The organism is Cryobacterium zongtaii, from assembly GCF_002909375.1.
GTDB classification, from domain to species: Bacteria; Actinomycetota; Actinomycetes; order Actinomycetales; family Microbacteriaceae; genus Cryobacterium; species Cryobacterium zongtaii.
In genome coordinates this window covers 331,890-355,488 of sequence record NZ_PPXD01000026.1, presented here as the reverse complement: position 1 = coordinate 355,488, position 23,599 = coordinate 331,890, and the positions used below count along the sequence as shown (strand labels likewise).

At 69.3% G+C, this 23,599-nt stretch carries 23 protein-coding genes; 14 read left to right on the top strand and 9 right to left on the bottom strand.

All coding sequences use genetic code 11. The features are described 5' to 3' along the window. The first annotated feature begins 6 nt into the window (after nucleotides 1–6). Entirely contained in the window at nucleotides 7–354 is a 348-nt protein-coding gene (locus C3B61_RS20350; protein ID WP_423739433.1) for a DUF7715 family protein, read from the top strand. Next, nucleotides 351–2,324 (top strand): DUF2207 family protein, encoded by a 1,974-nt coding sequence (locus C3B61_RS19965; protein ID WP_208858846.1) that lies wholly within the window; start codon nucleotides 351–353, stop codon nucleotides 2,322–2,324. Before C3B61_RS20350 ends, C3B61_RS19965 begins: the two co-directional genes overlap by 4 nt. Here C3B61_RS19965 and C3B61_RS17005 read toward each other — a convergent pair. Continuing rightward, entirely contained in the window at nucleotides 2,321–2,830 is a 510-nt protein-coding gene (locus C3B61_RS17005; RefSeq protein WP_103430054.1) for a GNAT family N-acetyltransferase, read from the bottom strand. The two genes, C3B61_RS19965 and C3B61_RS17005, sit on opposite strands and share 4 nt — an antisense overlap. A 109-nt stretch (nucleotides 2,831–2,939) precedes the next feature. Here C3B61_RS17005 and C3B61_RS17000 point away from each other — a divergent pair, with 109 nt between their 5' ends. Genes C3B61_RS17000 through C3B61_RS16990 form a run of 3 tightly spaced genes read left to right on the top strand, consistent with a single transcriptional unit; the run spans nucleotide 2,940 to nucleotide 5,000 of the window. Then, complete coding sequence (locus C3B61_RS17000) at nucleotides 2,940–3,308, top strand: GntR family transcriptional regulator (RefSeq protein WP_103461678.1); 369 nt, start codon at nucleotides 2,940–2,942, stop codon at nucleotides 3,306–3,308. After that, nucleotides 3,305–4,219: an ABC transporter ATP-binding protein gene (locus C3B61_RS16995; protein ID WP_103461677.1), complete on the top strand. Its 915-nt coding sequence runs from the start codon at nucleotides 3,305–3,307 to the stop codon at nucleotides 4,217–4,219. Before C3B61_RS17000 ends, C3B61_RS16995 begins: the two co-directional genes overlap by 4 nt. A gap of 10 nt (nucleotides 4,220–4,229) precedes the next feature. Next, on the top strand, nucleotides 4,230–5,000 hold the full coding sequence (locus C3B61_RS16990; protein ID WP_103461676.1) for a hypothetical protein: 771 nt from the start codon (nucleotides 4,230–4,232) through the stop codon (nucleotides 4,998–5,000). 24 nt (nucleotides 5,001–5,024) lie between these two features. On the opposite strand, the gene C3B61_RS16985 is transcribed toward C3B61_RS16990, so the two are convergent. After that, nucleotides 5,025–5,759 carry an HAD family hydrolase gene (locus C3B61_RS16985; RefSeq protein WP_103461675.1) on the bottom strand — a complete coding sequence of 245 codons (735 nt, stop codon included), beginning with the start codon at nucleotides 5,757–5,759 and terminating at the stop codon, nucleotides 5,025–5,027. Nucleotides 5,760–5,948: 189 nt separating this feature from the next. On the opposite strand from C3B61_RS16985, the gene C3B61_RS16980 reads away from it, so the two are divergent. Continuing rightward, nucleotides 5,949–6,968: an LLM class flavin-dependent oxidoreductase gene (locus C3B61_RS16980; protein WP_103461674.1), complete on the top strand. Its 1,020-nt coding sequence runs from the start codon at nucleotides 5,949–5,951 to the stop codon at nucleotides 6,966–6,968. Nucleotides 6,969–7,236: 268 nt separating this feature from the next. Further along, nucleotides 7,237–9,108 (top strand): GGDEF domain-containing protein, encoded by a 1,872-nt coding sequence (locus C3B61_RS16975; RefSeq protein WP_103461673.1) that lies wholly within the window; start codon nucleotides 7,237–7,239, stop codon nucleotides 9,106–9,108. Between the two features lie 30 nt (nucleotides 9,109–9,138). On the opposite strand, the gene C3B61_RS16970 is transcribed toward C3B61_RS16975, so the two are convergent. Genes C3B61_RS16970 through C3B61_RS16960 form a run of 3 tightly spaced genes read right to left on the bottom strand, consistent with a single transcriptional unit; the run spans nucleotide 9,139 to nucleotide 11,384 of the window. Continuing rightward, entirely contained in the window at nucleotides 9,139–10,116 is a 978-nt protein-coding gene (locus C3B61_RS16970) for an NAD(P)H-quinone oxidoreductase (protein WP_103461672.1), read from the bottom strand. Between the two features lie 34 nt (nucleotides 10,117–10,150). Beyond that, nucleotides 10,151–11,152 (bottom strand): DUF2332 domain-containing protein, encoded by a 1,002-nt coding sequence (locus tag C3B61_RS16965; RefSeq protein WP_244285979.1) that lies wholly within the window; start codon nucleotides 11,150–11,152, stop codon nucleotides 10,151–10,153. Beyond that, complete coding sequence (locus C3B61_RS16960; RefSeq protein WP_103461670.1) at nucleotides 11,145–11,384, bottom strand: hypothetical protein; 240 nt, start codon at nucleotides 11,382–11,384, stop codon at nucleotides 11,145–11,147. The genes C3B61_RS16965 and C3B61_RS16960 overlap by 8 nt, the downstream gene beginning before the upstream one ends. A gap of 264 nt (nucleotides 11,385–11,648) precedes the next feature. Between C3B61_RS16960 and C3B61_RS16955 the strand changes: the two genes are divergently transcribed. Next, nucleotides 11,649–12,500 (top strand): aggregation-promoting factor C-terminal-like domain-containing protein, encoded by an 852-nt coding sequence (locus tag C3B61_RS16955; RefSeq protein WP_103461669.1) that lies wholly within the window; start codon nucleotides 11,649–11,651, stop codon nucleotides 12,498–12,500. 22 nt (nucleotides 12,501–12,522) lie between these two features. On the opposite strand, the gene C3B61_RS16950 is transcribed toward C3B61_RS16955, so the two are convergent. The 3 genes from C3B61_RS16950 to C3B61_RS16940 all read right to left on the bottom strand — a co-directional run bounded on the left by C3B61_RS16950 (nucleotide 12,523) and on the right by C3B61_RS16940 (nucleotide 14,689). After that, nucleotides 12,523–12,855 (bottom strand): DUF4190 domain-containing protein, encoded by a 333-nt coding sequence (locus C3B61_RS16950; RefSeq protein ID WP_088456827.1) that lies wholly within the window; start codon nucleotides 12,853–12,855, stop codon nucleotides 12,523–12,525. A gap of 14 nt (nucleotides 12,856–12,869) precedes the next feature. Beyond that, nucleotides 12,870–13,595: an META domain-containing protein gene (locus tag C3B61_RS16945; RefSeq protein ID WP_165791208.1), complete on the bottom strand. Its 726-nt coding sequence runs from the start codon at nucleotides 13,593–13,595 to the stop codon at nucleotides 12,870–12,872. Between the two features lie 113 nt (nucleotides 13,596–13,708). Then, on the bottom strand, nucleotides 13,709–14,689 hold the full coding sequence (locus C3B61_RS16940; protein WP_103461667.1) for a helix-turn-helix transcriptional regulator: 981 nt from the start codon (nucleotides 14,687–14,689) through the stop codon (nucleotides 13,709–13,711). Nucleotides 14,690–14,927: 238 nt separating this feature from the next. Here C3B61_RS16940 and C3B61_RS16935 point away from each other — a divergent pair, with 238 nt between their 5' ends. From C3B61_RS16935 to C3B61_RS16910, 6 genes are all read left to right on the top strand, one after another. Beyond that, nucleotides 14,928–16,619, top strand: a complete 1,692-nt coding sequence (locus C3B61_RS16935) for an MFS transporter (RefSeq protein WP_103461666.1) — start codon at nucleotides 14,928–14,930, stop codon at nucleotides 16,617–16,619. Between the two features lie 9 nt (nucleotides 16,620–16,628). Then, nucleotides 16,629–18,218 (top strand): SLC13 family permease, encoded by a 1,590-nt coding sequence (locus tag C3B61_RS16930; protein WP_103461665.1) that lies wholly within the window; start codon nucleotides 16,629–16,631, stop codon nucleotides 18,216–18,218. A 29-nt stretch (nucleotides 18,219–18,247) separates the two neighbouring features. Then, on the top strand, nucleotides 18,248–19,801 hold the full coding sequence (locus tag C3B61_RS16925; RefSeq protein ID WP_103461664.1) for a leucyl aminopeptidase: 1,554 nt from the start codon (nucleotides 18,248–18,250) through the stop codon (nucleotides 19,799–19,801). Between the two features lie 82 nt (nucleotides 19,802–19,883). Further along, a complete protein-coding gene (gene cls, locus C3B61_RS16920) occupies nucleotides 19,884–21,338 on the top strand; it encodes a cardiolipin synthase (RefSeq protein WP_103461663.1) in 1,455 nt (484 codons plus the stop codon). A gap of 22 nt (nucleotides 21,339–21,360) precedes the next feature. Beyond that, a complete protein-coding gene (locus tag C3B61_RS16915; RefSeq protein ID WP_103461662.1) occupies nucleotides 21,361–22,047 on the top strand; it encodes a GAP family protein in 687 nt (228 codons plus the stop codon). A 126-nt stretch (nucleotides 22,048–22,173) separates the two neighbouring features. Then, nucleotides 22,174–22,677, top strand: a complete 504-nt coding sequence (locus C3B61_RS16910; RefSeq protein WP_103461661.1) for a cupin domain-containing protein — start codon at nucleotides 22,174–22,176, stop codon at nucleotides 22,675–22,677. Here C3B61_RS16910 and C3B61_RS16905 read toward each other — a convergent pair. Then, nucleotides 22,639–23,340, bottom strand: coding sequence for a DedA family protein (locus C3B61_RS16905; RefSeq protein ID WP_103461660.1), 702 nt, complete (start codon nucleotides 23,338–23,340; stop codon nucleotides 22,639–22,641). The two genes, C3B61_RS16910 and C3B61_RS16905, sit on opposite strands and share 39 nt — an antisense overlap. Between the last annotated feature and the right edge of the window lie 259 nt (nucleotides 23,341–23,599).

The following is a 23,599-nucleotide window of genomic DNA, read 5'->3' as shown; positions in this document are numbered from 1 at the left end:
CCGCGGATGTCGGTGGCTCCGTCTAGCCTGACGTCACCTACTCACTCACCCTCGAGCGAGCGCAACCCGTTCGGAGCGTGCGGGTGCGGACGCTCGTTCTCCGGCCTGAGCTCTACCAGGCACACGACCACAGCGTTGGTGCGGGACATCCCCGGGCTCACTCGGCAGGAGTACCTCGCCGCGTCGATGGCGGGACTCGAGCTCATGGGACGGTGCCCGGACTGCAGCGACTTTCCGGTGGCTGACTTCGTCGATTGGCTGCTAGCCGTGGCCGGGGACCTGCCCGAGGGGACAGTCGTGGAGCGGCATGCCTTCGACCTCAATGTGAGGTGGTCACTAGGCTCGGGGGCGTGACGCGTCTTCTGAAGGTCCTGTCCGCTGTTGTCGTTGCTGCTGTGCTGGCGGTCGGCGCCCCGCTGGCGACGAACGCCACTGCGCTGAGCCCGGTAACGGCGGCATCGGCAGCTCCGGCTGCGCATTCGAACGTGGTCGGGAGCGTGCGCGCGGCTGTGCCCGCCGACACCTCGGACTTCACCTTCGCGCTGTACGCGGGGGAGTACTACCTGGGCCGCGACGATGCCGGGCTCTCCACCCTGCGCACTGTCGAGACCTTCGTGGCCGAGTTCCCCGACTTCGACCAGAACCGCGGCATCATCCGCGCCATCCCCAACGACTATGACGGTGTGCCGCTGAACACGACGGTAGAGTCCGTCACCGATGCTCAGGGCGAGCCGGTGTACTTCGAGACCGAGATCAACGGTGGTTTTACCGAGCTTGCGCTCGGAACCGACGAGTTCGTGCGCGGCACCCAGACGTACGTCATCAGCTACACCCAGCAGAACGTGGTGCGCGCGTTCGCTGACACCAACGACGACGAATTCTACTGGGACACCAACGGCACCGGTTTCGACCAGCAGTTCGGTACCGTCGCCGCCCGGGTGCACGTCGATCCGGTGATCGCCCCCTTCCTGACCGGCAACAACGCCTGCTACACCGGGGCTCAGGGGGAGAGCGGCGATTGCCAGATCGTGCAGGAAGCTGACCCGGATGCCGCCGCCCCGGCCGGCCAGATGTTCACCGCCGAGGCCGCCGATCTGGGCCCGGGCGAGAATCTCACCATTGCCATCGGTTTCACGCTCGGCACCTTCGTGCAGGTGCCCGCCGAGGCGAGGTCCGACGCCGACAACTCGCCCGGCTTCGGTCCCTCGTCCGGCTTCGGCGGGTTCCCGTTCGGGCTGCTGGGCATGGCCATGCTCGGTGGGGTGTTCGTTCTCGCCCGGACCTTCGCGCGCCCCCGCGACCCGAAGGGCGGCACCATCATCGCCCAGTACAGCGTTCCGGACGGCTACAACCTCCTCGAGGCCGCCGACCTCATCGGTCGGCCGAAGTCGGCCATGGCTGCGCAAATCGTGAGCTTTGCGGTGCGCGGTAACGTGCGCATCCTGGACTACCCGGTCAGCGCCGACGGCGGCGACTACACGCTGCAGCTTCTCCGCACCGACGGCGTCGACGACCAGGAGCTCGCCGTGCTCGCCACCTTCTTCCCCGGGCTGCCGGCTGGTGCGGTGTGCGAACTCGGGGTCACCAACGACCCGCTCGCCCGCGGGCTCAAGGCCGCCACAGCAGATGCGACGGTTCGCAACACCGCCCGCGGCTGGCGCGCTCGACCGGCCCTGACCCGGGCAAGGATCCGTCTGCTCGTCGGTCTCGGCGCGCTGGTCGCCCTGGTCGTGGCAGTTCTCGTGATCGGCGACCCGCCCGCGATCTGGTGGTCTCCGTTGTTGCTCCTCGCCGCGTCCGCCGTGATAGTGGGCATCGTCGCGGGGAGTCGGTCGCTGCTGCTCACCGCGGCCGGCCTGGAACGGCGCGACTACCTCGCCGGCATGAAGATGTATCTCGACCTGGCCGAGGCGGACAGGTTCCGCATGCTGCAGAGCCCGGATGGCGCCCTGCGAGTGACCGTGCCCCGTACCGTGCCCGGGATGGAACCCGCCGCATCCACCCTCGACACCGTGGAACTGGTGAAACTCTACGAAAAGCTCCTGCCGTTCGCGGTGCTCTGGGGTGTGGAGAAAGAGTGGGCCGCTGAGCTCGAGGTGCACTACGAGCAGGCCACGACCGCGCCGGACTGGTTCCTCTCGCAGAACGCCTTCAGTGGCATCCACCTGTCCACGGCCCTCGGCGGCATGGTCAACTCGATGAACACCACTCAGACGCCCACGTCCTCGTGGTCGAGCAGCGGTGGCGGCAGCTTCTCCGGCGGATCCGGTGGCGGCGGCTTCTCCGGCGGTGGTGGTGGGGGCGGTGGCGGCGGTGGCCGCTAGAGCGGCTTGACCATCTCGATCTCCATGGCGCTGGAGTCCAGGACGTACTGCACCCGGTGCCCGGTCTCGGTGAATCCCCGGCGCAGGTAGGCGGCGCGGGCGCGGGCATTGTCCTCGTGCACGTGCAGGGTCAGCCGGTCGCCCTCGCCTCGGGCCCATTCCTGGATCGCGACGAGCAGGGCGTCGAAGACCCCGGCATCGCGGCCGCGGTGCTCCGGCGACACATACACGCCCACGAGCAATGCGCCGGTGGTCGCGTCGGGCACGTACCCGCCCATGGTGCCCACCCAGCGACCGGCGGGGTCGATCGCGACCAAAACCGTGCCGTGTTCGGCGGTGCCGCGGGCGGCGCGCATCCGCCATTCACTGTCGGTGTGACCGAGGGCGTCCTGCAGGGTCTCGCCGAACGCGATCGGGGTGTCCTGCAACATCTCCAGGCGCAGCGCGCGCACCTCACGCCAGTCGTCCACCCGTGTGGCGCGGATGCTGAACCCCTCGGTAATCATTCGCCGAGCTTACCCAGTCACGCGCGCTGGTCGCCGCGCCGGGGCCTTGCGCGCGCCGCGGTCCTGTGGTTCATTAGTTAGGTAACTAACCACGGAGGTAATCGTCGTGATGGATGAGGCTCGACCGATCTTCCAGCAGATCGCTGAGCGGGTCGAGAACGACATCCTGTCCGGCGCGCTCAGCGAAGAGGGCCAGGTGCCCTCGACCAATGAATTCGCGATGTTCTACCGCATCAATCCGGCCACCGCCGGCAAGGGAGTGAACCTGCTCGTCGAGCAGGGCATCCTCTACAAACGCCGGGGGATCGGCATGTTCGTGGCCGCCGGTGCCCGGGAGCGCATCACGGCGCGCCGGCGCGAACTTTTCGTGCTGGAGTACATCGCCCCGATGCTCGCCGAAGCCGCCAGCCTGGGCATCAAGCCCGACCAGATCACCCAGCTCATCGAGAACCAGCTCAGCGAAAGGGAGACACGATGAACAGCCAGAACCCGGTCATCCAGGTGGATGGCCTCAGCCGCAGCTACCGGGACGTCGCGGCGCTGTGGGACGTGACGTTCAGCCTCCAACCCAACATGATCTGCGGGCTGCTCGGCCGCAACGGTGCCGGCAAGACCACCCTGATGCGGATGCTGACCGGCCAGGACTTCCCCAGCGCCGGCAGCGTGCGCCTTTTCGGCGAGAATCCGGTGGAAAACAGCACCGTCCTGCAGCAGATCTGCTTCGTGTCGGAGGCGCAGCGCTACCCCGACGGTTTCCAGGCCCGGCACGTTCTAGCCGGGGCCCCGTGGTTCTTCGCCGACTGGGATGCCGCGTTCGCCGATGACCTGGTCGGCAAGTTCCGGCTGCCGCTCAAGCGAGACGTGAAGAAACTCTCCCGCGGCCAACAGTCCGCTCTCGGCGTCATCGTGGGCCTAGCCAGTCGGGCCAGCATCACGATCTTCGACGAGCCCTACCTCGGCCTGGACGCCGTGGCCCGGCACACCTTTTACGACACCCTGCTCGCCGACTACGCCGAGCGGCCCCGCACGATCCTGCTGTCGACCCACCTGATCGATGAGGTGAGCAACCTCCTCGAGCACGTGCTGGTCCTCGACGAGGGCCGCTTGCTGCTCGACCAGAGCGCCGAGAGCCTGCGCGGCAGCGCCGCCGCGGTAGCGGGACGGGCCGGCGACGTCGACAGCTTCGTCGAGGGCCGTCAGATTCTGCATCGCGATACCCTCGGCGGCCTGGCCACCGTGACCATCGCGGGCCGGCTGACCGCCGCCGACCACCGCGCCGCCACCGCTGCGAACCTCGAGATTGCACCGGTGTCCTTCCAACAACTGATCGTCGACCTGAGCACCCGATCGGCGCCGGCGCCCGCCGTCGCGTCGGTCGTCCACGAGTGAGGAGCACATCATGACCGCCATCAGTACCGCACCTCCGGTGCCCCGCCTGGCAAGCCGGCACCGCCTCGTCAAGGTGATGCGGCTGCACCTGGTCAATCGCCTCACCTATGTGGGCATCCCCTGGATCATCACCGGAGTCGCCCTGTTCATCTCGATCGTGGTGGCGCTGTTGATCTCCGCGGCGGTGCCCGAGGCCGGCCGACAAGACGCCCTGCAGGGCATGAGCTACAGCTGGGCGGTGCTCTCGCCGCTCTGGTACCTCGCCGTGGTGGGCGTTCAGGCCGTGAGCGCGGTCTTCCCCTTCGCGCTGGGCTTCAGCATCACCCGCCGGGAATACGCCCTGGGCACGCTGCTCACCTATGTCGTGATCGCGGCCTTCAACGCCACCGGCTGGGCCATCCTCACCGAGATCGAGCGGGCGATCAACGAGTCCGGCGTCGTGTTCCACCACTTCACGGCGCTCTGGCTCGGCGAGGTCGGTGCCGGCGCGGTGTGGCTCTCCCTCTTCGCCCTGCAGATCCTGATCTTCGCCGTCACGTCGGCGTTCGCCGCCGTCTACGCCCGCTGGCGCTCACTGGGAATGCTGGTCCTCTGGGCGGCTGTGGCTCTGCTGGTGCTGGGACTCATCGCCTTCGCGGTCCTCACCGGCACGGCCCCGTCGATCATCGACTGGCTGATGGGGATCAGCACCGTCAGCTTCTTCGCCGCGCTGCTGATTCCCGCCGCGCTGGCCTTCGGCCTCGGCTGGGGCGCCCTCCGTCGCGCCCCGCTGCGCGGGTAGACGCGGCGCCGGGAACCGCTGGAGTTATGCCACCCCGCGGGTGCTGATCGGGCGGGTGCTCGGGTAGCGGAACGAGAGCAGGTCGGGCAGGTCGAGCACCGAGGTGACCCGACGGGTCTCCGGCACCCCGTCGCGCGGGGCGGGCGCCACGAGCACGGCCTCCATGCCGTGCGCCCGCGGGCCGTCGAAGTCTGCATCCCAGGTGTCGCCGACGAAGATCACCCGGGCCGGATCGGCCTCCGCCGTGTCGAGGGCCGCCTGGTAGATCGCCGAATGGGGCTTCCGAAAACCCACCTCGAGCGACGTCACAATGTTGGCGATGAGGTCGGTGGCCCCCATGGCCGCCAGCTGGCGGGGCACGACGGATGCGCTGTGCGTGTTCGAGACGATGGTCAGCGTGAAGCTCTGGCCCAGTTCCCGGAGCGTCTGGGCCATACCGGGGATCAGCACCACCCCGCGCTCCCAGTCCGCCATGTTGCTCGCCGCTCCCGCGGCGATCTCGGTTGCGTCGGGTTCCCGGCCGAGCAGCCGCACGAACGCGCGCCGCGACAGCTCTTCCATGGTGAACTCGCGGTGGTCGACGTCGGACTCGGTGTTGAGCTGGTGGAAGGCATCCAGCCAGGCATCGGCGGTCTCCTGCTCGGTGCCGCGCGCGCCGAAGGCCCGCATGCTCGCGTGCGTGTCGGCGTAGCCCTGGCCCGCGCGGGAGTCCGCGTAGTTGACCAGGGTGCCGAAGAAGTCGAGGAACAGATGCCGCATGTCCTCAGCTTGGCAGGGTGCGGGGCCTCGTCCGGCTAACGACCCGGCGCCGTTCTGCGGGTCACGCGCCGGTATGCGGGTGGCGCGCCACCCGCACACCGGCGCCTACCCCGCACAGCACCGTCCCCGCGGCACAGAACCGCGGATGAGATCGGGAATACGTCACAGCCGGGGAACGCTGCACGAACCATGAAGAAGATCGGGTTCTTGTCCTTCGGCCACTACCAGGCGGTGCCGGGATCGCTCGTGCGGACCGCACGCGATGCCCTCCTGCAGACCGTGGAGCTCGCGGTGGCGGCCGAGGAGCTCGGTGTGGACGGCGCGTCGGTGCGGGTGCACCACTTCGCACGGCAGCTCGCCTCGCCGTTCCCGTTGCTGGCCGCAATGGCCGCCCGCACCAGCCGGATCGAGCTGGGCACCGGCGTGATCGACATGCGCTACGAGAACCCGCTCTACATGGCCGAAGAGGCCGCGATCACCGACCTGATCAGCAACGGACGGCTGCAGCTCGGCCTCAGCCGCGGCTCACCCGAGACCGCCCTGCGCGGCGCCGAGGCGTTCGGGCATGTGCCCGACCCCGGCCACAGCGATGCGGATGACGCCCGCGAGCGCACCGCACAATTCCGCCGCGCCATCCGCGGGGCCGGCATCGCTGCCGCGAACCCGCAGTTCACCGGGCACAGCAACCTGCTTGCCATCGAACCGCAGTCGCCCGGACTGTCCGAGCGCATCTGGTGGGGCTCGGGCAGCCGCGCCACCGCGAAGTGGACGGGCGAACAGGGCATGAACCTAATGAGCTCCACCCTGCTCACCGAGGACACCGGCGCCGACTTCGGCGACCTGCAGGCCGAACAGATCGGAATCTTGCGACGGGCCTGGGCGGACGCCGGGCACCCCGGTACCCCGCGGGTGTCGGTGAGTCGCAGCATCATGCCGCTGGTCACCGAGCAGGACCGCCGCTTCTTCGGTCTGCGCGCGCAGGCCGACAACCGCGACCAGGTCGGCCACCTCGACGGTGGCCTCGCCCGGTTCGGCAAGAGCTACATCGGCGAACCCGACCTGCTCGTCGAGCAGCTGGCGCAGGATGCCGCGGTGGCGGCGGCCGACACCGTGTTGCTGACCGTGCCCAACCAGTTGGGTGTGGACTACAACGCGCAGCTGCTCGATTCTGTGCTGCGCTTCGTGGCCCCCGGCCTGGGCTGGCGGTGACCGGAGCGCGGGACCGGTCCAGGCACCGCCTCGTGTGCCGACATTCGTGAGAGCGCGATCATTTGCGGTGAAATCACCCGCGAACGGGGGCTCAGGACAGCGCGACACAGCCCCGGCGGCCGGTGCGGCGCTGCTAGGTTCGGAGATACGAGCAGTTTGGGGACTGAGCCGTGCAGGCACCTGGCGTACCAACACAGCACTTCCCGCTGAAACGAGCGGGCAGGACGCTCGGCCTGTCTCCAGGTAATGTCCGGGCCTGTGAGTCGTCATGACGACCTTCGATGATCTGGTGGCCCCGCTTCCGGCCGGCGCCACGGTGCCGTCCGAACAGCCGGCATCCGACGCCCTTCTGGCCGCCGTCGATTCGGTGGCCGATGGCATCGCCGACCTGAGTCTGGCCGACGGTGGGCGTGACACGACCCTGCCCGGCGGTTTTGTGGAGCTTGTCGACCTGCCGAACCCGGCATCCGACGATGAGCTGCACCAGACGCTGCGGACGGCCGGTCTGCCGGCCTCGCTCGCCCGTCGGTCCACGATCGAGAGGCTGCTCGCCGAGAGCGCCCAGGCCAATCAGGACGGCCAACACCATGCCGGCGCCGCGCAGGCCGAACAGGTGCTCGCCGACCCGTTCATCACCCCCGGCCAGGAGGCCCGCGCCCGACAGCTGCTCTCTGGCCACCGGCTGCGGTTGGGCGAGTTCGAGGCATCCGTGCGGCACGGTCTGCTCGCCCTGGAGTACCTCACCGCCAGCGGTGACCTGCTCGGCCAGTCGATGGTGCACTGCACCCTCGCGCTCGCGTTCCACGAGACAGCGCTGGAGGAACCAGCGCTCGGCCACGTGCTCGGCGCCCTCGAAGCCGCGCGGCTCTGCGGTAGCCACACGGCGGAGTTCTGGGCGCTGTCGCGTTCGTCGATGGTGCACCAGGCCCTCGGCGACGCCGATCGCAGCATCGAGCTGGGCCGGCAGGCGCTCGCCCTGGCCGACACCCTCGGTGACTCTCAGGCCGAGTTCGCGGCGCGCAACAATCTGGGCGACAGCTATCTGGAAATCGCCCGGGCGCGGCGGGCCAGGGGCGAAGACGCCCAGGTGGCCCTGACCGACGGGATCGCCATCATCCGTGCCGCCGTGGCGCGGGCGGTCGAGCAGGGACACGCGTTCGACGAGACCATCGCGCGCACCAACCTTGTCGGGTTCCTCATGGAGCGCGGCGAATACGCCGAAGCGCGCCGGCAGGCCGGCCGGTCCAAGACCATCGCCGTCACCAATGGCTACCGCAACCTGGCCGTGAACAACGACTCCCAGCTGGCCGAGGTGGCCCAGGCCGAGGGTCGCGTCGACCTGGCCTGCGCCATGATGGACGCCCAGCTCGCCGACCCGTCGGTGGCTGAGGACGCGGCCCTGAACGTGAAGCTGCACAGGTCGCTCTACGAGATGCACCGGGGCGCCGGCCGGTTCGAGCAGGCCCTGCACCATCACGAACGGCTGCACGTGCTGATTCTCGGACTCACTAGGCAGACCGCCGGGTTGCAGTCGCGGATGCTGATCAACTCGCTGGAAATCGAACAGGCCCGCCACGAGGCGCAGCGTTCGCAGCTGGAAGCGGAGATGCAGCGCATCCGTGCCGAGGAGCTTGACCAGCAGGCACACACCGACCCGCTCACCCGGCTGCCCAACCGCCGGGCCCTCGACCGGCAGCTGCCCGAGATGATGCGCCTCGCCGGGGAACGTGCGGAACCACTGTGCGCGGTGATGGTCGACATGGATCACTTCAAGCGGGTCAACGACGATCACGGCCACGCGGCCGGCGACCGGGTGCTCACCACCATGGCCGAGATCCTCGGCGAGTCCACCCGCGACAGTGATCTCGCGGTGCGGGTCGGCGGCGAAGAGTTCCTGCTGGTGCTCGGCGACACCACCCTCGACCAGGCCGCGCAGATTTGTGAGCGCCTGCTCGGCGAGGTGCGCAACCATCCGTGGGGCGCGGTCACCGAGGGGCTTCGCTGCACCGCCAGCGTGGGGGTGGCTCTGCTCAAACAGGGGGAGAGCGTCTCCCGCTGGCTCGGCCGTGCCGATGCCGCCCTGTACGAGGCCAAGGCCGCCGGCCGCAACCGGGTCGAGCTCGCCGCGGCCCGGACCTGACGATGAGCCCCACCCGAACCGGGCGTCGGGTCAGGGCACCAGCACGATCTTGCCCACGTGCGCGGATGCTTCCAGCCGGCGATGCGCCTCCGCCGCGTCGGCGAACGAGAACCTGCTGTCGATCACCGGTTTCAGTGCGCCGGAGTCCAGCCACGGCCACACCCGGCTGAGCAGGTCGGCCATGATGGCCGCCTTCTCCACGGCGGGCCGGGCGCGCAGCGTGGTGCCCCAGTAGCGGCCCCGCTTCTGCATGAGGTGGAACGGGTTGAAGACGGCGTCCTCACCGCTCTGGTTGGCGATCACCATGATGGTGCCGCCCAGGGCGAGCGCCGCCACATTGCGGGCCGCGTACGAGCCGCCCATGATGTCCAGGATCACGTCGGCGCCGTGCCCTCCGGTCGCGGCGAGCACCTCGGCCACGAAGTCCTGCTCGCGGTAGTTGATCAGCACGTCTGCGCCGAGTTGCCCGCACACCGCCAACTTCTCGGCGGAGCCGGCCGTGACCAGGACGCGGACCCCGGCCAGCCGGGCCAGCTGGATCGCGGTGGTGCCGATGCCGCTGGCGCCGCCGTGCACGAGCAGGGTCTGGCCGGCCGTGAGTCGCGCGCTCATGAAGACGTTCGACCACACTGTGGCCAGCGCCTCCGGCAGCGCGGCGGCGTCGATCAGGTCCACGGCGTCGGGAACCGGCAGGGCCAGGTCTTGATGAACCACGGCCTCGGTGGCGTAGCCGCCGCCGGCCAGCAGGGCGCAGACCCTGTCACCCACGGCGAAGCGGGTGACGGCGACTCCGATCTCGGTGACGGTGCCGGAGACCTCCAGACCCGGCCACTGGGGCGCGTCGGCCGGCGACGGGTACAGGCCCATCCGCTGCTGCACATCGGCCCGGTTCACGCCGGCCGCGGCTACCGCGATACGGATGTCGCCGGCGCCGACGACCAGGTCGGGGACGGTATCGAGGGTGAGGGCGTCCGGGCCGCCTGCGGTGTGGACCACGAGTGCACGCATCCAGCCATCTTAGAAGCGCCCCCTGCGGGGAGACCTAGCCGACGAACCAGTCGAGGCTCTGTCCGTGCGCACCGCACCGGGCGAGTGGCCGGCCGTCGAGGGAAACTGTGAAGTCGCCCGGCATCGGCGTCTCGGGCAGCAACGCGTCCACCCGGGGCAGCACCCCGACGCCGTCCAGCGAGATCCAGCGGCCGAAGCCGGTTACGGCATCCGCGAAGGCCGCCCGCTGCTCGGGGGCCAGGTAGACCAGGACCGCGGGACTGACGATGACCAGCGGCACCCCCGCCGGCGCGCGGGCGACCAGCGCCTCGAGGTCGTGGGCGGCGTCCCCGCGCACGAGCAGCGGTGGGTCCCGTCGCACGATCGAGATCGCCGCATCCAGTCGCCGGCGGCGCGCGGCCTGCTCGGGCCAGACGAGTGTGTCGAGCCAGCGCACGTCCTCAGGGTCGTGAACGTCCAGCGGGTTCAGATCGAGGCCGGCGCGCCAGAGTACCTCGGGCGGATGCTCCGGCAACGGCACCGGCCCGGTGGTCTCGGCTGAGAGCAGCACCGGGCTGGGTCCGTCGGCGGGATCCACTCGCCGACCCGAGTAGTCGTAGCTGTACCGGTCCGGATAGAGACAGAGTCCCGCGCTGGCGCCGACCTCGATCAGGGCCACCCGCGGGCCGATCGAGGCGAGGATCGGCATGACCGCGGTGAGGCGGCGGGGCTCGTTGGTCTGGGTGGCGCGCACCAGCGCCTCGGCGGCGACCGCCGGCCACTGCTCGAGAAGCCAGCGGCGGAAGACCGGATAGCCCGCCAGCGGTGCGCCGAGCAGACGTGCGCAGGCGAAGACCAGGTTCGGCTGGCGCTTGGGCCGGGGCAGAGTGATGATCAGCGCCAGAACCTCGGCATCGTCCTCGACCCCGCCGGCCCAGTCGGCGTAGAGCCCGGACTGGCCCGGAGTCTCGAACAGCCGGAAGCGGCGGTACCAGTCGGCGGTCTTCTCCAGGTCGAGGGCGCGCTGCTCGACGGGCGTCCGGGAGAGGTCAGGCACCGGTGCGGATGCGCTCCAGGAGCAGGGCGAACAGCAAGCTGGAGCGCTGCTCATCGTTGATGATGTCGATGAGCTCGAGCACGGCCGCCCGGTCGGGTTCGGGGGAGTTGGCGACGTCGACGTCGTTGATGCTCTCGATTGCCGCGATGAGACGGTCGGCGCTGGTGGGAGGCCCGGTTGGAGCTGCGGAGTGATCGGCGGCGGCCTGCGAAGTGTGGTCTGTGGTGGGCATCTTTTTACGCTACCCCACAGGACAACCTGCGCTCGCCGCAATGCGCGGTGCGAATAACCGTCTGGCCGGGCATTCTGGTCGCCACATGGGCACCTTCACATGGCGGTGTGGCGCCCGTTCACATGGCTTTGGCAGGAAAAACTGAGGTTCCGTTCAGGGAGTTTAGGCAGGCTAGGCCGCTTGCCCGCGCCGATTCTGCGCGCGTGGGCCCACCCATCAGTGAGCGTGCCCGATGGAGCGCACCCCGACACGACCTGGAAGTCTATGCGCCCCGAAAACACCCAGAACGCCACGCCCGAAATTCCCAGCACCACCAGCACCCGCGCTGAGCGCAAGAACCGCCGCTCGCGCAGCAAGCGCCTCACCCTCCTCGCCGGAGGCCTCGTGCTCGCCGGGGTGGTGACCGGCACCGGTTTCACCGTGCAGTCCGCCGTCGCCGACCAGCAGCAGCAGGCCCAGCAGGAGCGCGACGACCGTGCCGCCGCCAAGGCCGCGGCCATCAGCAAGACGCACCTCGCCGCATCCGTGGCCCTCGTCGACGCCGACACCGCGCTCGAAGCCGCCGCGAACAAGGTGGATGCGTCGGCCCTATCGGCCACGTCCAGCACCCTGGCCGGCTACTACTCGATGCCGCTGTCCGAGGTCAGCGAGCTCACCACCCAGGCCAAGGAGCAGACCGCGACAGTGCAGGCCGCCGCCGTGGAAGCCGACCGGGTGGCCGTGGAGGCCGCAGCCGCTCAGGCCGCCGCCGACGCTCAGGCCGCCGCCGAAGCACAGGCCGCCGCCGACGCCGTGGCCGCCGGCAACACCCCCGCCGGTGCGAAGGCCACCGCCGCGAGCCTGGCCTCGTCGCGGTACGGCTGGGGCGAATCCCAGTTCTCCTGCCTGGCTCAGCTGTGGCAGAAGGAATCCGAGTGGAAGTACACGGCCTACAACGACAACGGCGGGGCCACCGGCATCCCGCAGGCGCTGCCCGGCAGCAAGATGGCCTCGGCCGGCTCGGACTGGGCCACGAACGCGAGCACCCAGATCGCCTGGGGACTCGAGTACATCAACGGCTCCTACGGCACCCCGTGCGCAGCCTGGTCGCACTCGCAGGCGATGAACTGGTACTGATCAGCCCGCGCCCCGGCGCCGGTCAAGCCCAGTAGTTGTTCTGGTACAGGAAGATGATCACACCCAGTTCCAGGGCCAGCAACAGGTAGCCCACCCACAGCGCCGCATAGGCGAAGGTGCGCCCGCTGGCCTGGCCGCGCGCGATGCGGGACAGCGTGACATGGCCAAGCACCACCCCGATCACCGGCAGGATCAGCGCCAGGATGAAACTGAGCACGGCCAGGGCGCCCGTCGCATCCGGGTCCGGGTCGACGGCGGCCGCGGCGGCGTTCTGGCGGATGCCGAACCGCAGCAGGAAGACCAGCGCGATCGCGACTCCCACGATGAGCACGATGGTGAGCGGATAGGTGCCCATACGCTGCCTCTTCCCTAGCGGGCCGTCAGTTGGCCGAGCACGGTGCCGTCGGCGGCTTGCAGGGTCATCACGCCGGCCTGCACCCGGCCCTGGGCGGCTTGGTTCAGCCACTGATCCACGCCCTCGCAGGCCATCAGCGTGGTAACGCCGCCGGTGAAGAGGATCGCCTCGTCATCGGCCTGCTCCCACGATCCGGTGAGCACGTTGCAACCGTCGTTGCCGGAGTAAGTGCCGTCGGCCTCGATCGACAGGAACGGCGCTGTCGGAGTGTTCGACTCCACCCAATAGCCGATCGGGAGACCCTGCGGGCCGACGGTGCTGTCGGTGGACCGCACCAGGGTTGTCGCCGTCGAGTCGAACGAACTGTGGATGACCAGGGTGTCACCGTCGACCTCCACCCGGGTGCCGCGGGTGACCGCCAGCGGCAGCTGCGCGCCGGGGCAGGCCATCATGGTCTGCGGGCCGGAGGTCGTCGTGAGGGTGCCGTCGGAGTCGACCTCCCAGGTGCCCTGCACCCGGTTGCAGCCGTCGGAGGCGCTCCAGGTGTTGTCCTGCACGAAGGAGATGTACGGCTGTTCGGGGCTGTCGAAGGTCTCCTCGAGAACCCAGGTGCCCACGAGGGCGCCGGCCTGAACGGTGCCCGAGCTGGAGGCCGAGTTCGGCGTTTGGATGCTGCAGCCGGCGAGGACGAGGAGCAGGGTCGCGGCCGCCAGAATCCGGGCGGAAGGATGGGGTGCCATGTCGTGACCTCTCGGCTGGGGAGCTTGCACGCTGCGTGCGTGCCGGTGGAGCATGTTGCTGTGCTGCTCACTATGGAGGCAGCGGGACCTCGGCAGGGGATGCTGACGCGGAATCACGCACCCCGAGGCGCGGAATTGCGCTCGACGCCAGGAACCAGTCGGTGGCTCCGATACTCCGAGGGAAGCATGGCATACCGGGCCCTAAATCCGGCCCGTAGCTCGAAAGTCGAGCTGTACCCGGCCCTAGCCGCCACATCCGCAATCGTCAGGCCGGTGGAATGCGGCATGGTCAGCAACATTGCGGCCGATTCGGCGCGTGCCCTAGCGATCTCATGCGCCACGGTTTCGCCGCTGCCTTCGAAGGCCCGCTGCAGGTGCCGCAACGAGACGCCGAGCTGCGCGGCCAGGGTCGCCGGTGTGAGGTCGGGGTCCCGGTGCCGCGCATCGATCTGGGTGCGAGCCCGTAGCCGCAGGCCCGTCCGCAGGTCCTCGCTGTCCATCGCATACCCGTCACCCTCCAGCAGCAGGCCCACCACGAGGTCCTCGAGGGTGCGCTCCACCATCAGAGTGCCCACGCCGCTGGGCGACCAGGCGCTGTCGACGATCGACAGAGCGAACAACCGCAACGGCAGGCCGAGCGAGCCGGAATCATCGATCGGCTGGTGGTCGCTGCGCACGCGCACTCCGCGTTCGGCGAGCCGAGACTGCGGCAACTGGATGGCGAGACCGCGGGTCATTTCGGTGCTCTCCAGAGTCACGTCGTCCCAACCCGGCACCGTGTAACCACTTATTGGTCTCAGGTTGCGTACCGGGCCGCCGCCGATCCGGATGCCCATCCGCCCGTTGAGCAGGAACACCACGTGCAGGAGCCCCGGGGTCAGGTCGGTGCTGCCGTCGAACCTGAATGGCGACTGCGTGGTGAGGGTCACCGAGGTCTGCCCGACCAGGCGCCTCTTCGCGGAGAAGTGGAACACCGTGGACTCCGGCACGAAGAACCGCCGGGCCAGCGCGGTCACCACCCGGTCGGGCAACGGCACCGGACCGGCCTGGGCAATGATGTGCTGCATGGCGCCGACGGGAATCGGTACCCACATGGTGCCCCCCCGGTTGGTCTGAGCGGCGCCGCGAGCAGCGGCCCCGGGCCTGGCGTGAATTCACGCAGCACGGTACTGCGAGACACCGGTCCCGGCAACGTCGGTTGCCGAGATAGAGCAATTTTGCGCCAGCGTCTGGGCAGACTCGCGACAGATCCCCTGCGGGCCGGATTCCCGGTCTTAGGGTGACTTCCATACAGACCGGGTGAGTGACCGGCGAGCGAGGGGATCATCAGCCATGGCCGCACACACCCTGCCGGAGAGCCCACCGGCACCCCCAACGACGACCTCCTGGCTGCCACTGGTCGTAGTGGTGCTCACTCAGATCCAGGCGTCGTTCGCCGTGAACGCCCTCACCGTGTCGATGCAGGGCATCACCACCGAACTGGACACGCCCGCCACGAGCGTGGGCACGGCCATCACTGCCGGCACCTTCGCGATGGCGGCGTTCATCCTGCTCGGCGCCAAGGTCGGGGCGAAGTTCGGCTCCCGACGGGTGTTCCAGATCGCCGTGGTCATCCACGGCCTGGCGATGGCCGCCGTGGCACTGAGCGTGTCCCCGGCCATGCTCTTCGTGGCCCAGGCCGCCTCCGGAGCGGTGATCGCCCTGATCGCCCCGGCGCTGGTGGTGTTCATCGCCGCGAACTTCCACGGCGAACAGCAGGCCAAGGCGATCGGGTACCTGGCCGCCGCCATCCCGGCTGCCGGAGTGCTCGCCCTGCTCATCGCCGGCACCTTCGCCTCGACCATCGGCTGGCGGTACTCCTTCGCCCTCATAGTGGTGCTCGCCGGGGTGAACCTGCTGCTCAGCTTCCGGCTCAAGGTGGTGCCACCGCAGCCGGGGGTCACCATCGACTGGGTGGGGGCACTGCTGGCGGCCGGGTCGATCATCCTGCTCAGCTTCGGCTTCAGCGGGCTCAACACCTGGGGCGTCGTTCTGGCCAGCGACGCGGCCCCGTTCAACATCCTCGGCGTCTCGCCGGCGCCCGTGCTGATCATCTTCGGGGCCATCATCGGTCAGGCCTTCTTCGTCTGGCTGCGCCGGCAGAAGGCCGCGCACCGGGCGCAGATCTTCGACCTCGAGGTTCTCAAATCGGGGTCCGAGAAGGCGACGACATTCGCGATGGCGGCGATGCTTTTCGTCGGCACGGCCGCGAACTTCTTGATCCCGCTCTACATCCAGATCGTGCAGGGTAGGTCAAGCTTCCAAACGTCGATCGCGATCATCCCGTACACCCTGTCGATCTTCGTCGCCAGCACCCTCGTCGCCACCCTGTACCGCCGGTACCCGCCGCACACCATCGCCCGGGTCGGCTTCGTGGTGGTGGCCTTCGGCCTGACGCTGCTCGCCTTCACCATCCGCAACGAGTGGGAACAGCTCGTTGTCGTCCTCGGCCTCATCATCCTGGGCCTGGGCCAGGGCGCGATCGTGGCCCTGGTCTTCAATACCCTGCTCTCGGCCGCGCCCAAACGGCTCGCGGGCGACGTCGGTGCCTGGCGGGGCCTGGTGCACAACATCTCCGGCAGCGTCGGCATCGCCGTGGCCAGCGTCTTCGCGGTGGGCCTGCTCAGTGCCCTGATCACTACGAGTGTGGCCGAGAGCCCCACCCTGCCGGCGGAACTCACGGCGCAGGTGCCGCTGGACAGTGTTAACTTCGTCACCAACGATCGGCTGGAGGAGGTGCTAAGCGACACCACCGCCACCCAGGAGCAGGTCGACGAGGCCGTGCTCATCAATGCGGATGCCCGACTGCGGGCGCTGCAGATCTCCCTGCTCGGCCTGGCCGGCATCGCACTGCTCGCCATCATCCCCGCCGGTCGGATGCCCGACTACCGGCCGGGCGACATCCCGCCGGTGCTCTCCAGCGGTGCGGAACCCGACCCGGCAGAGTCCGCCGGTACCGGGCCCTACCGCGCCGCAGGGGAGTAGGCCGGCCCCGTGGACCCGATCGCGGTGACCCTGGTGGTGCTGGCCGCCGCCGTGGTGCTCTTCGTCTGGAACCGGCTACCGGTGGAGATCGTGGCGGTCGGGGTGGCGCTGGCCCTCTTCGCCACAGGAGTGCTGACCTTCGAGCAGACCCTGGCTGGTTTCGGCGACCCGGTGATCGTCTTCATCGCCGCACTGTTCGTGGTCAGCGAGGCGCTCGACGCCACCGGCGTAACTACCTGGGCCGGCCAGCGGCTGGTCTCCAGCGCCGGCACCAGCCGGCGACGGCTGCTGGTGCTGGTGATGCTGCTTGTGGCTGTGGTTACCGCACTGATCAGCGTGAACGGTGCCGTCGCCGCCCTGCTGCCGATGGTGGTGGTGCTGGCCATGCGCATCCGCGAGCCACCGTCACGGATGCTGATGCCCCTCGCGTTCGGCGCCCACGCGGGCTCCCTGCTGGCGCTGACCGGGACTCCGGTCAACGTGCTCGTCTCCGAGTTGGCGGTGGACAGCGGCGAGCGGGCGTTCGGCTTCTTCGAGTTCGGCCTGGTGGGCCTGCCGCTGGTGACCGGCACGATCCTGATCACGGTGCTGTTCGGCGGCCGATTGCTGCCCGCTCGCACCGCTGCCTCGGCCCCGCGTGACCTCAGCTCGCACGCTCAGACCCTCGCGGACCAGTATCGGCTCGCCGCCGACGGCCCGCCGGGCGGGCTGCTCAACCGGGAAGTCGGCCTCACCGAGGTGCTGGTGCCGCCGCGGTCGCCTTTCGTGGGTGAACACGTGTTCACCGGTATGGTCACCGACAGCGGCCAGCTCGTGGTGGTGGCCATCCAGCGCAGCGGTGACGACCTCACCGACACGGTGCTGGCGCCGGGCGACCTGCTGCTGCTGCGCGGCACCTGGGACGCGTTGGAGACCACCTCCGGCGACCCCAACGTCGTCGTGGTCGACGAGCCAGCCAGTATCCGCCGCCAGGCCGTGCCGATGGGGCCGCGGGCCCGGCCGGCTCTGGTCGTGCTAGCCGGCATGGTGATCTTGCTGGCCACCGGGCTGGTGCCGCCTGCGGTTGCGGCGCTGCTCGCCGCGTGCGCGATGGTGCTGCTGCGGGTGCTCACGGTGCCGCAGGCGCACCGGTCGATGGCCTGGACCACCCTGATCCTGGTGGGCGGCATGATCCCGTTGTCCACCGCGATCCAGGTCAGCGGCGCGGCCGATCTCCTGGCCGCCGGCCTTGTCGACGTGGTGGGCCGGATCGGCCCGGCGGGGGAGCCGAGCCCGGTGCTGCTGCTGTTCGGCATCGCCGTGGTCACCGTGATCCTCGGCCAGCTGATCAGCAACATGGCCACCGCCCTGATCGTGGCGCCCATTGCGATCGCCATCGCGGCCGAAACGGGTATCTCGGCGCTGCCGCTGCTGATGGGCGTCGCCGTCGCCGCGGCCGCGTCGTTCCTCACCCCGGTGGCCACCCCCGCCAACACCATGGTGCTCGGTCCCGGCGCGTACCACTTCGGCGATTACTGGAAGCTCGGCCTGCCCCTGGTGGCGCTCTTCCTCGCGGTCGCGACCCTGCTGGTGCCCGTCTTCTGGCCCTTCCACCCATGACCATCCGGCCCAACCCCTAGGAGCCCCGCATGTCCCTCGGATCGCACAAGCTCATTCCAGAGTCGTTCAGCGCGACACCCTCCCTCGACCCGGCCAACGCGGTGGGCGTCCTGGTCGTCAGCGACGTGTCGGTGGGTCTGGACGCCGTCGGCTTCCTCGTCGGGCCCACCGGGGACCTGCCCGACGCTGTCACGGTGCCCCGCGAGGCGCTCGCCGGTCTTGGCTTCGACGCCGAACCCGGGCAGTCGCTGCTGGTGCCGCAGCAGTCCGGCCCGCAGCTCTACCTGGTGGGCACAGGCCCCGCCGACGAGATCACCGACGCAATCCTGCGGGATGCCGCTGCCACCTTCGCCCGGGCCGCGCACCGGCACCCCCGGGTCGGTTTGCACCCGGGCGTGGTGCCCCTGCCTGCCGAACGCGTCGGGCAACTGATCACCGAGGGCGTGTTGCTCGCGCGCTACCGGTACACCGCGGTGAAGCCGTCCAGCCGCCATGTGCCCCTGATCTCGCTCGACATCGTGGTCGAGCCGGAGCAGGCCGGCGCGGTGGCCGCCGGCGCCCACCGAGGTGAGATCCTGGCCCGCGCCACCAACCTGGCCCGCGACCTGGCGAACACCCCGCCGAGCCATCTCACCGCCACCGACCTCGCCGACCTCGCGGTGCGGCTCGGCGCCAACCGAGACCTGGAGTCGACGATCTTCGACAAAGCACAGATCATCGAGCTGGGTTGCGGCGGCCTGCTCGGCGTCAACGCGGGCAGCGTCGAGGAGCCGCGCATCATCAAGCTGGTCTACCGGCCCGACCCTGCCCTGGCGGCGTCGCAGGCCCGGCCGGCCCGGCTGGCTTTCGTGGGCAAAGGCATCATGTATGACTCCGGCGGCATCTCCCTCAAACCCTCCGACCCCATGCACCTGGCGATGAAGATGGACATGGCCGGTGCCGCGGCGGTGCTCGGTGCCCTGGCGGCACTGAAGGACCTGGGCTGCACCAGCCAGGTCACCGCGTTCCTCATGTGCACTGACAACATGCCATCTGGCTCGGCGATGAAACTCGGCGACGTGTTGCATATCCGAGGCGGCACCACCGTCGAGGTCAAGAACACCGATGCAGAGGGCCGGCTGGTGATGTCGGATGCGCTGGTTTTGGCCGGGGAGGAAGCGCCTGACGCGATCGTGGACATTGCCACCCTCACCGGGGCGGCGCTGATGGCGCTGGGCCAGCACACCGCCGCCGTGTTCGGCACCAGCCAGCCGCTCGTTGACCAGGCCGTGGCCGCCGGGCGGGAGTCCGACGAATCGCTCTGGCAGCTGCCGCTCGAGAAGCGCTATCGGGTGCAACTGGACTCCGAGGTGGCCGACCTGTCGAACATGGGCGGCAAGTACGCCGGGGCCACGACGGCCGCGCTGTTCCTCGCCGAGTTCGTGGGCGACATCCCGTGGGCGCACCTCGACATCGCCGGGACCATGCAGGCGGACAAGGACGAGTCCTGGCGGAGCCAGGGGGCGACAGGGTTCGGCACCCGGCTGTTGCTCGAGCTCGCCCTGCGGTTCACGCCGGCGGACCCCGGGCCCCCGACGGCGTGATGCTGGTGTACGTTCACGTCGAGTCCACCCTGGTGACCTCGCGCATCACACAGCACCGCACCACATGGCACTAGGAGGAACGATGGTGGATTTTCAGCTCGGTGCCTGGCTACTGGTGGCGCTGCACGCCCTTCTCGTGCTCATCGCCACGGTGTACGTCTCCGCCAACCGGCGGCCATCCGCGGCCATCGCCTGGGTGCTGGCGATCATCTTCATCCCCTACCTCGGCGTGCTGATCTTCCTGTTGGTGGGTGTGGGGCGGCTGCCGCGGCGGAGGCGGGAGAAGCAACGCGAGGTGAACGAGCTGATCCTGGCCCGCACCGAGGGCCTGCACCTGGTGAGCCACCGCGACGAGTGGCCGCCCTGGCTCGGCTCGGCCGTGCAGCTGAACCGCAACCTCGGGGCGCTGCCCATGGTGGGCGGCAACCGGGTGGAGCTGCTGCCGGACTATGAGGGCTCGATCGAGCGGATGGTGGAGGCCGTCGACGAGGCCACCGAGTTCGTGCACGTGCAGTTCTACATCCTGGTGCTAGATACCGTCACGCAGCCGTTCTTCGACGCCCTGGCCCGGGCCATCCAGCGCGGCGTGCAGGTCAGGGTGCTCTCGGACTACCTCGCCTGCCTGATGCTGCCGCGCCGCAAGGAGACCATCGCGGCGTTTGCGTCGATGGGCGCCGAGTGGCATGCGCTGCTGCCGCTGCGGTTCTGGAAGGGCCAGTGGCGCCGGCCCGACATGCGCAACCACCGCAAACTCCTCGTCGTCGACGGGCGGCTGGGCTTCAGCGGCTCGCAGAACATGATCGACGCCACCTACCTCAAGCCCGGCAACCTCAAGCGCGGACTGCGCTGGCACGAGCTGATGATGCGCATCGAGGGGCCAGCGGTGCGCGAGCTGAACGCCGTATTCCTCGCCGACTGGTTCAGCGAGACCGACGAGATGCTGCCCTTCGACACGTCGCCCATCGTGCTCGACCCCGCCCCGGATCTGCTCGACGCCCAGGTGCTGCCGAGCGGTCCGAGCTTCGAGAATGACAACAACCTCAAGCTCTACGCGATGCTCATTCAGAAGGCCGAGCGCCGGGTGAGCATCACCAGCCCCTATTTTGTGCCGGAGGAATCGACGATGCTGGCCATCGTCACGGCGGCATCGCGCGGGGTGGAGGTGGAGCTGTTCGCCTCGCACATCGGCGATCAGGCGCTGGTCTACCACGCGCAGCGGTCCTACTACGAGGAGCTGCTGAGGGCGGGAGTGTCGATCTACCTCTACGCGGAGCCCACGGTGCTGCACGCGAAGCACTTCACCATCGACGACGACGTGTCGGTGGTGGGGTCGAGCAATATGGACATCCGCTCGTTCAGCCTGAACATGGAGGTCTCGGTTCTGGTGCACGGCGCCGAATTCGTGAAGCGGATGCGGGTGGTGCAGGACGGCTACCGGGCCAACAGCAGCAAGGTCGAGCTGGCCGACTGGCTCCACCGGCCGGCCGGCGCCAAGGTGCTCGACAACCTGGCCCGGCTGACCTCGTCACTGCAATAGCTGGAGTAGGGGAGGAGCGCGGGTGAACGAGTGGGGACAGCTCTTGCCGCTGGCGTTGACCATCGCGCTCAGCCCGCTGCCGCTGGCGGGGCTGCTGCTGATCCTGCTCGCCCCCGACGGGTTCAAGGCGGCTGCGGGGTTCAGCATCGGCTGGTTTCTCGGGGTGCTGTTCTCGGCCACCCTGCTGGCGCTGCTGTCATCGCTGCTGCCGCACGACAGGTCGGCCGGCACCCGCACCCTGCAGGTGGCGGTGCCGCTGCTGCTCGGTATCGCCCTGATCGTGCTGGGCCTGGTGCAGTGGCACGACCGCCCGCGGCCCGACGCGGAGGTACCGCTGCCGCGCTGGCTGAGCGCGCTGGACCGGCTGACCCCGGCACGGGCGACCATCATCGGGGTCGGTTACGCCGCGTTCCGGCCGAAGAACCTGGTCATGGCGGCCGCCGCCGGGGTGGTGATCCTGGGCGCCCACAGCGACCCCACCGGCATCGTGGTCTCGGTGGCCCTGTTCACCGCGCTGGCGTCCATCACCATGCTCGGCCCGGTGCTGGCGTACGCGTTCGGTGGCCCTGCGGTGCGGGAGAAGCTGGTGCGCCTGCGCGGCTGGTTGGTGCGCAACATGCCGGTGATCACGGTGATCACGGTGTTGCTGCTGGGCGTGTTCCTGGTGCTGGCCGGACTCAGCGAGTATGCCGGCCAGCTGCTGCGCTGAGCATAACTCCTGCTGGATTCCAGGCGCCGACCCGGCATCAGTGGACTGACGCGGCGGACGTCGGCGGGCGGGGAGAATTGCAGGAGTTATGCATCCTCCGCACCCTCGACACCAGGGAGACTTCTGATGGCCGCACAGGACCGAAATAGCCGACTTGCCACCCGCCGCACGGCCGCCGGGGAGTTCATCGAACGTCTGGAGCGTCCGGCGCTGGCGATCGAACTTGGTCTGGAACCACATCCGGAGGGCGGCTGGTACCGGCGTACCTGGACGTCGCCGGTGCCGGTGACGCTCACGGATGCCGACGGCTCCGAACGGGTGCGGCCGGCGGCCACGCTCATCCACTTTCTCCTGCCGGCCGGGGAGTTCTCCGCTTGGCACCGCCTGTCCTCCAGCGAAATCTGGATCTGGAACGGTCAGGGCGCCGTGCAGCTGGAACTCGGCGGCGACGGCGATGAGCCGGATACCGAGTCGAGCCCGGTCCTGGGCGGCCGGCTGCTGCGCGGCGAACACAGCCAGGTGATCATCCCGGCGGATGTCTGGCAGCGCACAGTGCCGAGCGAGGAGGACGCCCTGGTGAGTTGCCTGGTGTCACCCGGCTTCGACTTCGCCGACTTCTCGATGGAGTAGCTCTCGATGTGGTGTCGGCGCCGGCGTTCCCCCGCTGCGGATGCCGGCCCGCCGGTCGGTGCGCCGACGCACGATCCGCAGCACGATGGCGTCGATGACAACGCCCAGAAGCAGGGCGGCGGCCACGGCCAGCAGTGCTCCCAACAGCGGGTTGTGCCGCAGCCAGGCTCCGGCGATCATTCCGACCAGCACCGAGTATGTGGCCCAGCAGAGCCCGCCGAGAGCCGCGAACGAGACGAACCGGCGCGGCGGAAAGCCCGTGGCGCCCGCGGTCATGTTCACGGCGACCCGGCCGACCGGGATGTACCGGGCCGTGAGCAGCAGCGATGCCGGTCGGCTCAGCAGGGCCGCGCGCGCCCTGTCGGCGATCCGCGCCGCGCCGGGACGGCGCTGCCAGCCGAAGCGGGTCAGGCCGATCCGGCGGCCGATCAGGTAGGCAATGCTGTCACCGAGCACCGCGCCCACCATGGCCACGCCGATGAGCCCGACGGGGTGCGGTGTGCCGGTGGAGACGGCCAGGGCGCCGAGCGCCACGACCACCGTCTCGCTGGGAAGCGGGGGGAAGAAGCCGTCGATGACCACAAAGACGAACACGACAGGGTAGACCCAAGCCGACCCGGCGAGGGTGAGGACCAGGTCGTTGAGGGCATCAAAAACAGGCATGTCCTCACGGTAGGGAGAGCCCGATCCCGCTCGCGTCGGTCGGAGGGACGATTCCCTGCACCGGTGGGATGATCCGGGCCGGCACAGCCGTTCTGCGGCCTCGTCAGGGCGTCAGTGACCCGATTGGTTCCGGATCGACACCGGATCACCCCCGGATAGCCCTTGATGTGTCACCGAGACCGCCGAAATGACCGTAACTTAGATAGGTAGGCACATGTCCGTCGAACCCGACGTGGTCGAGCCTGCGCACACGAAAGGT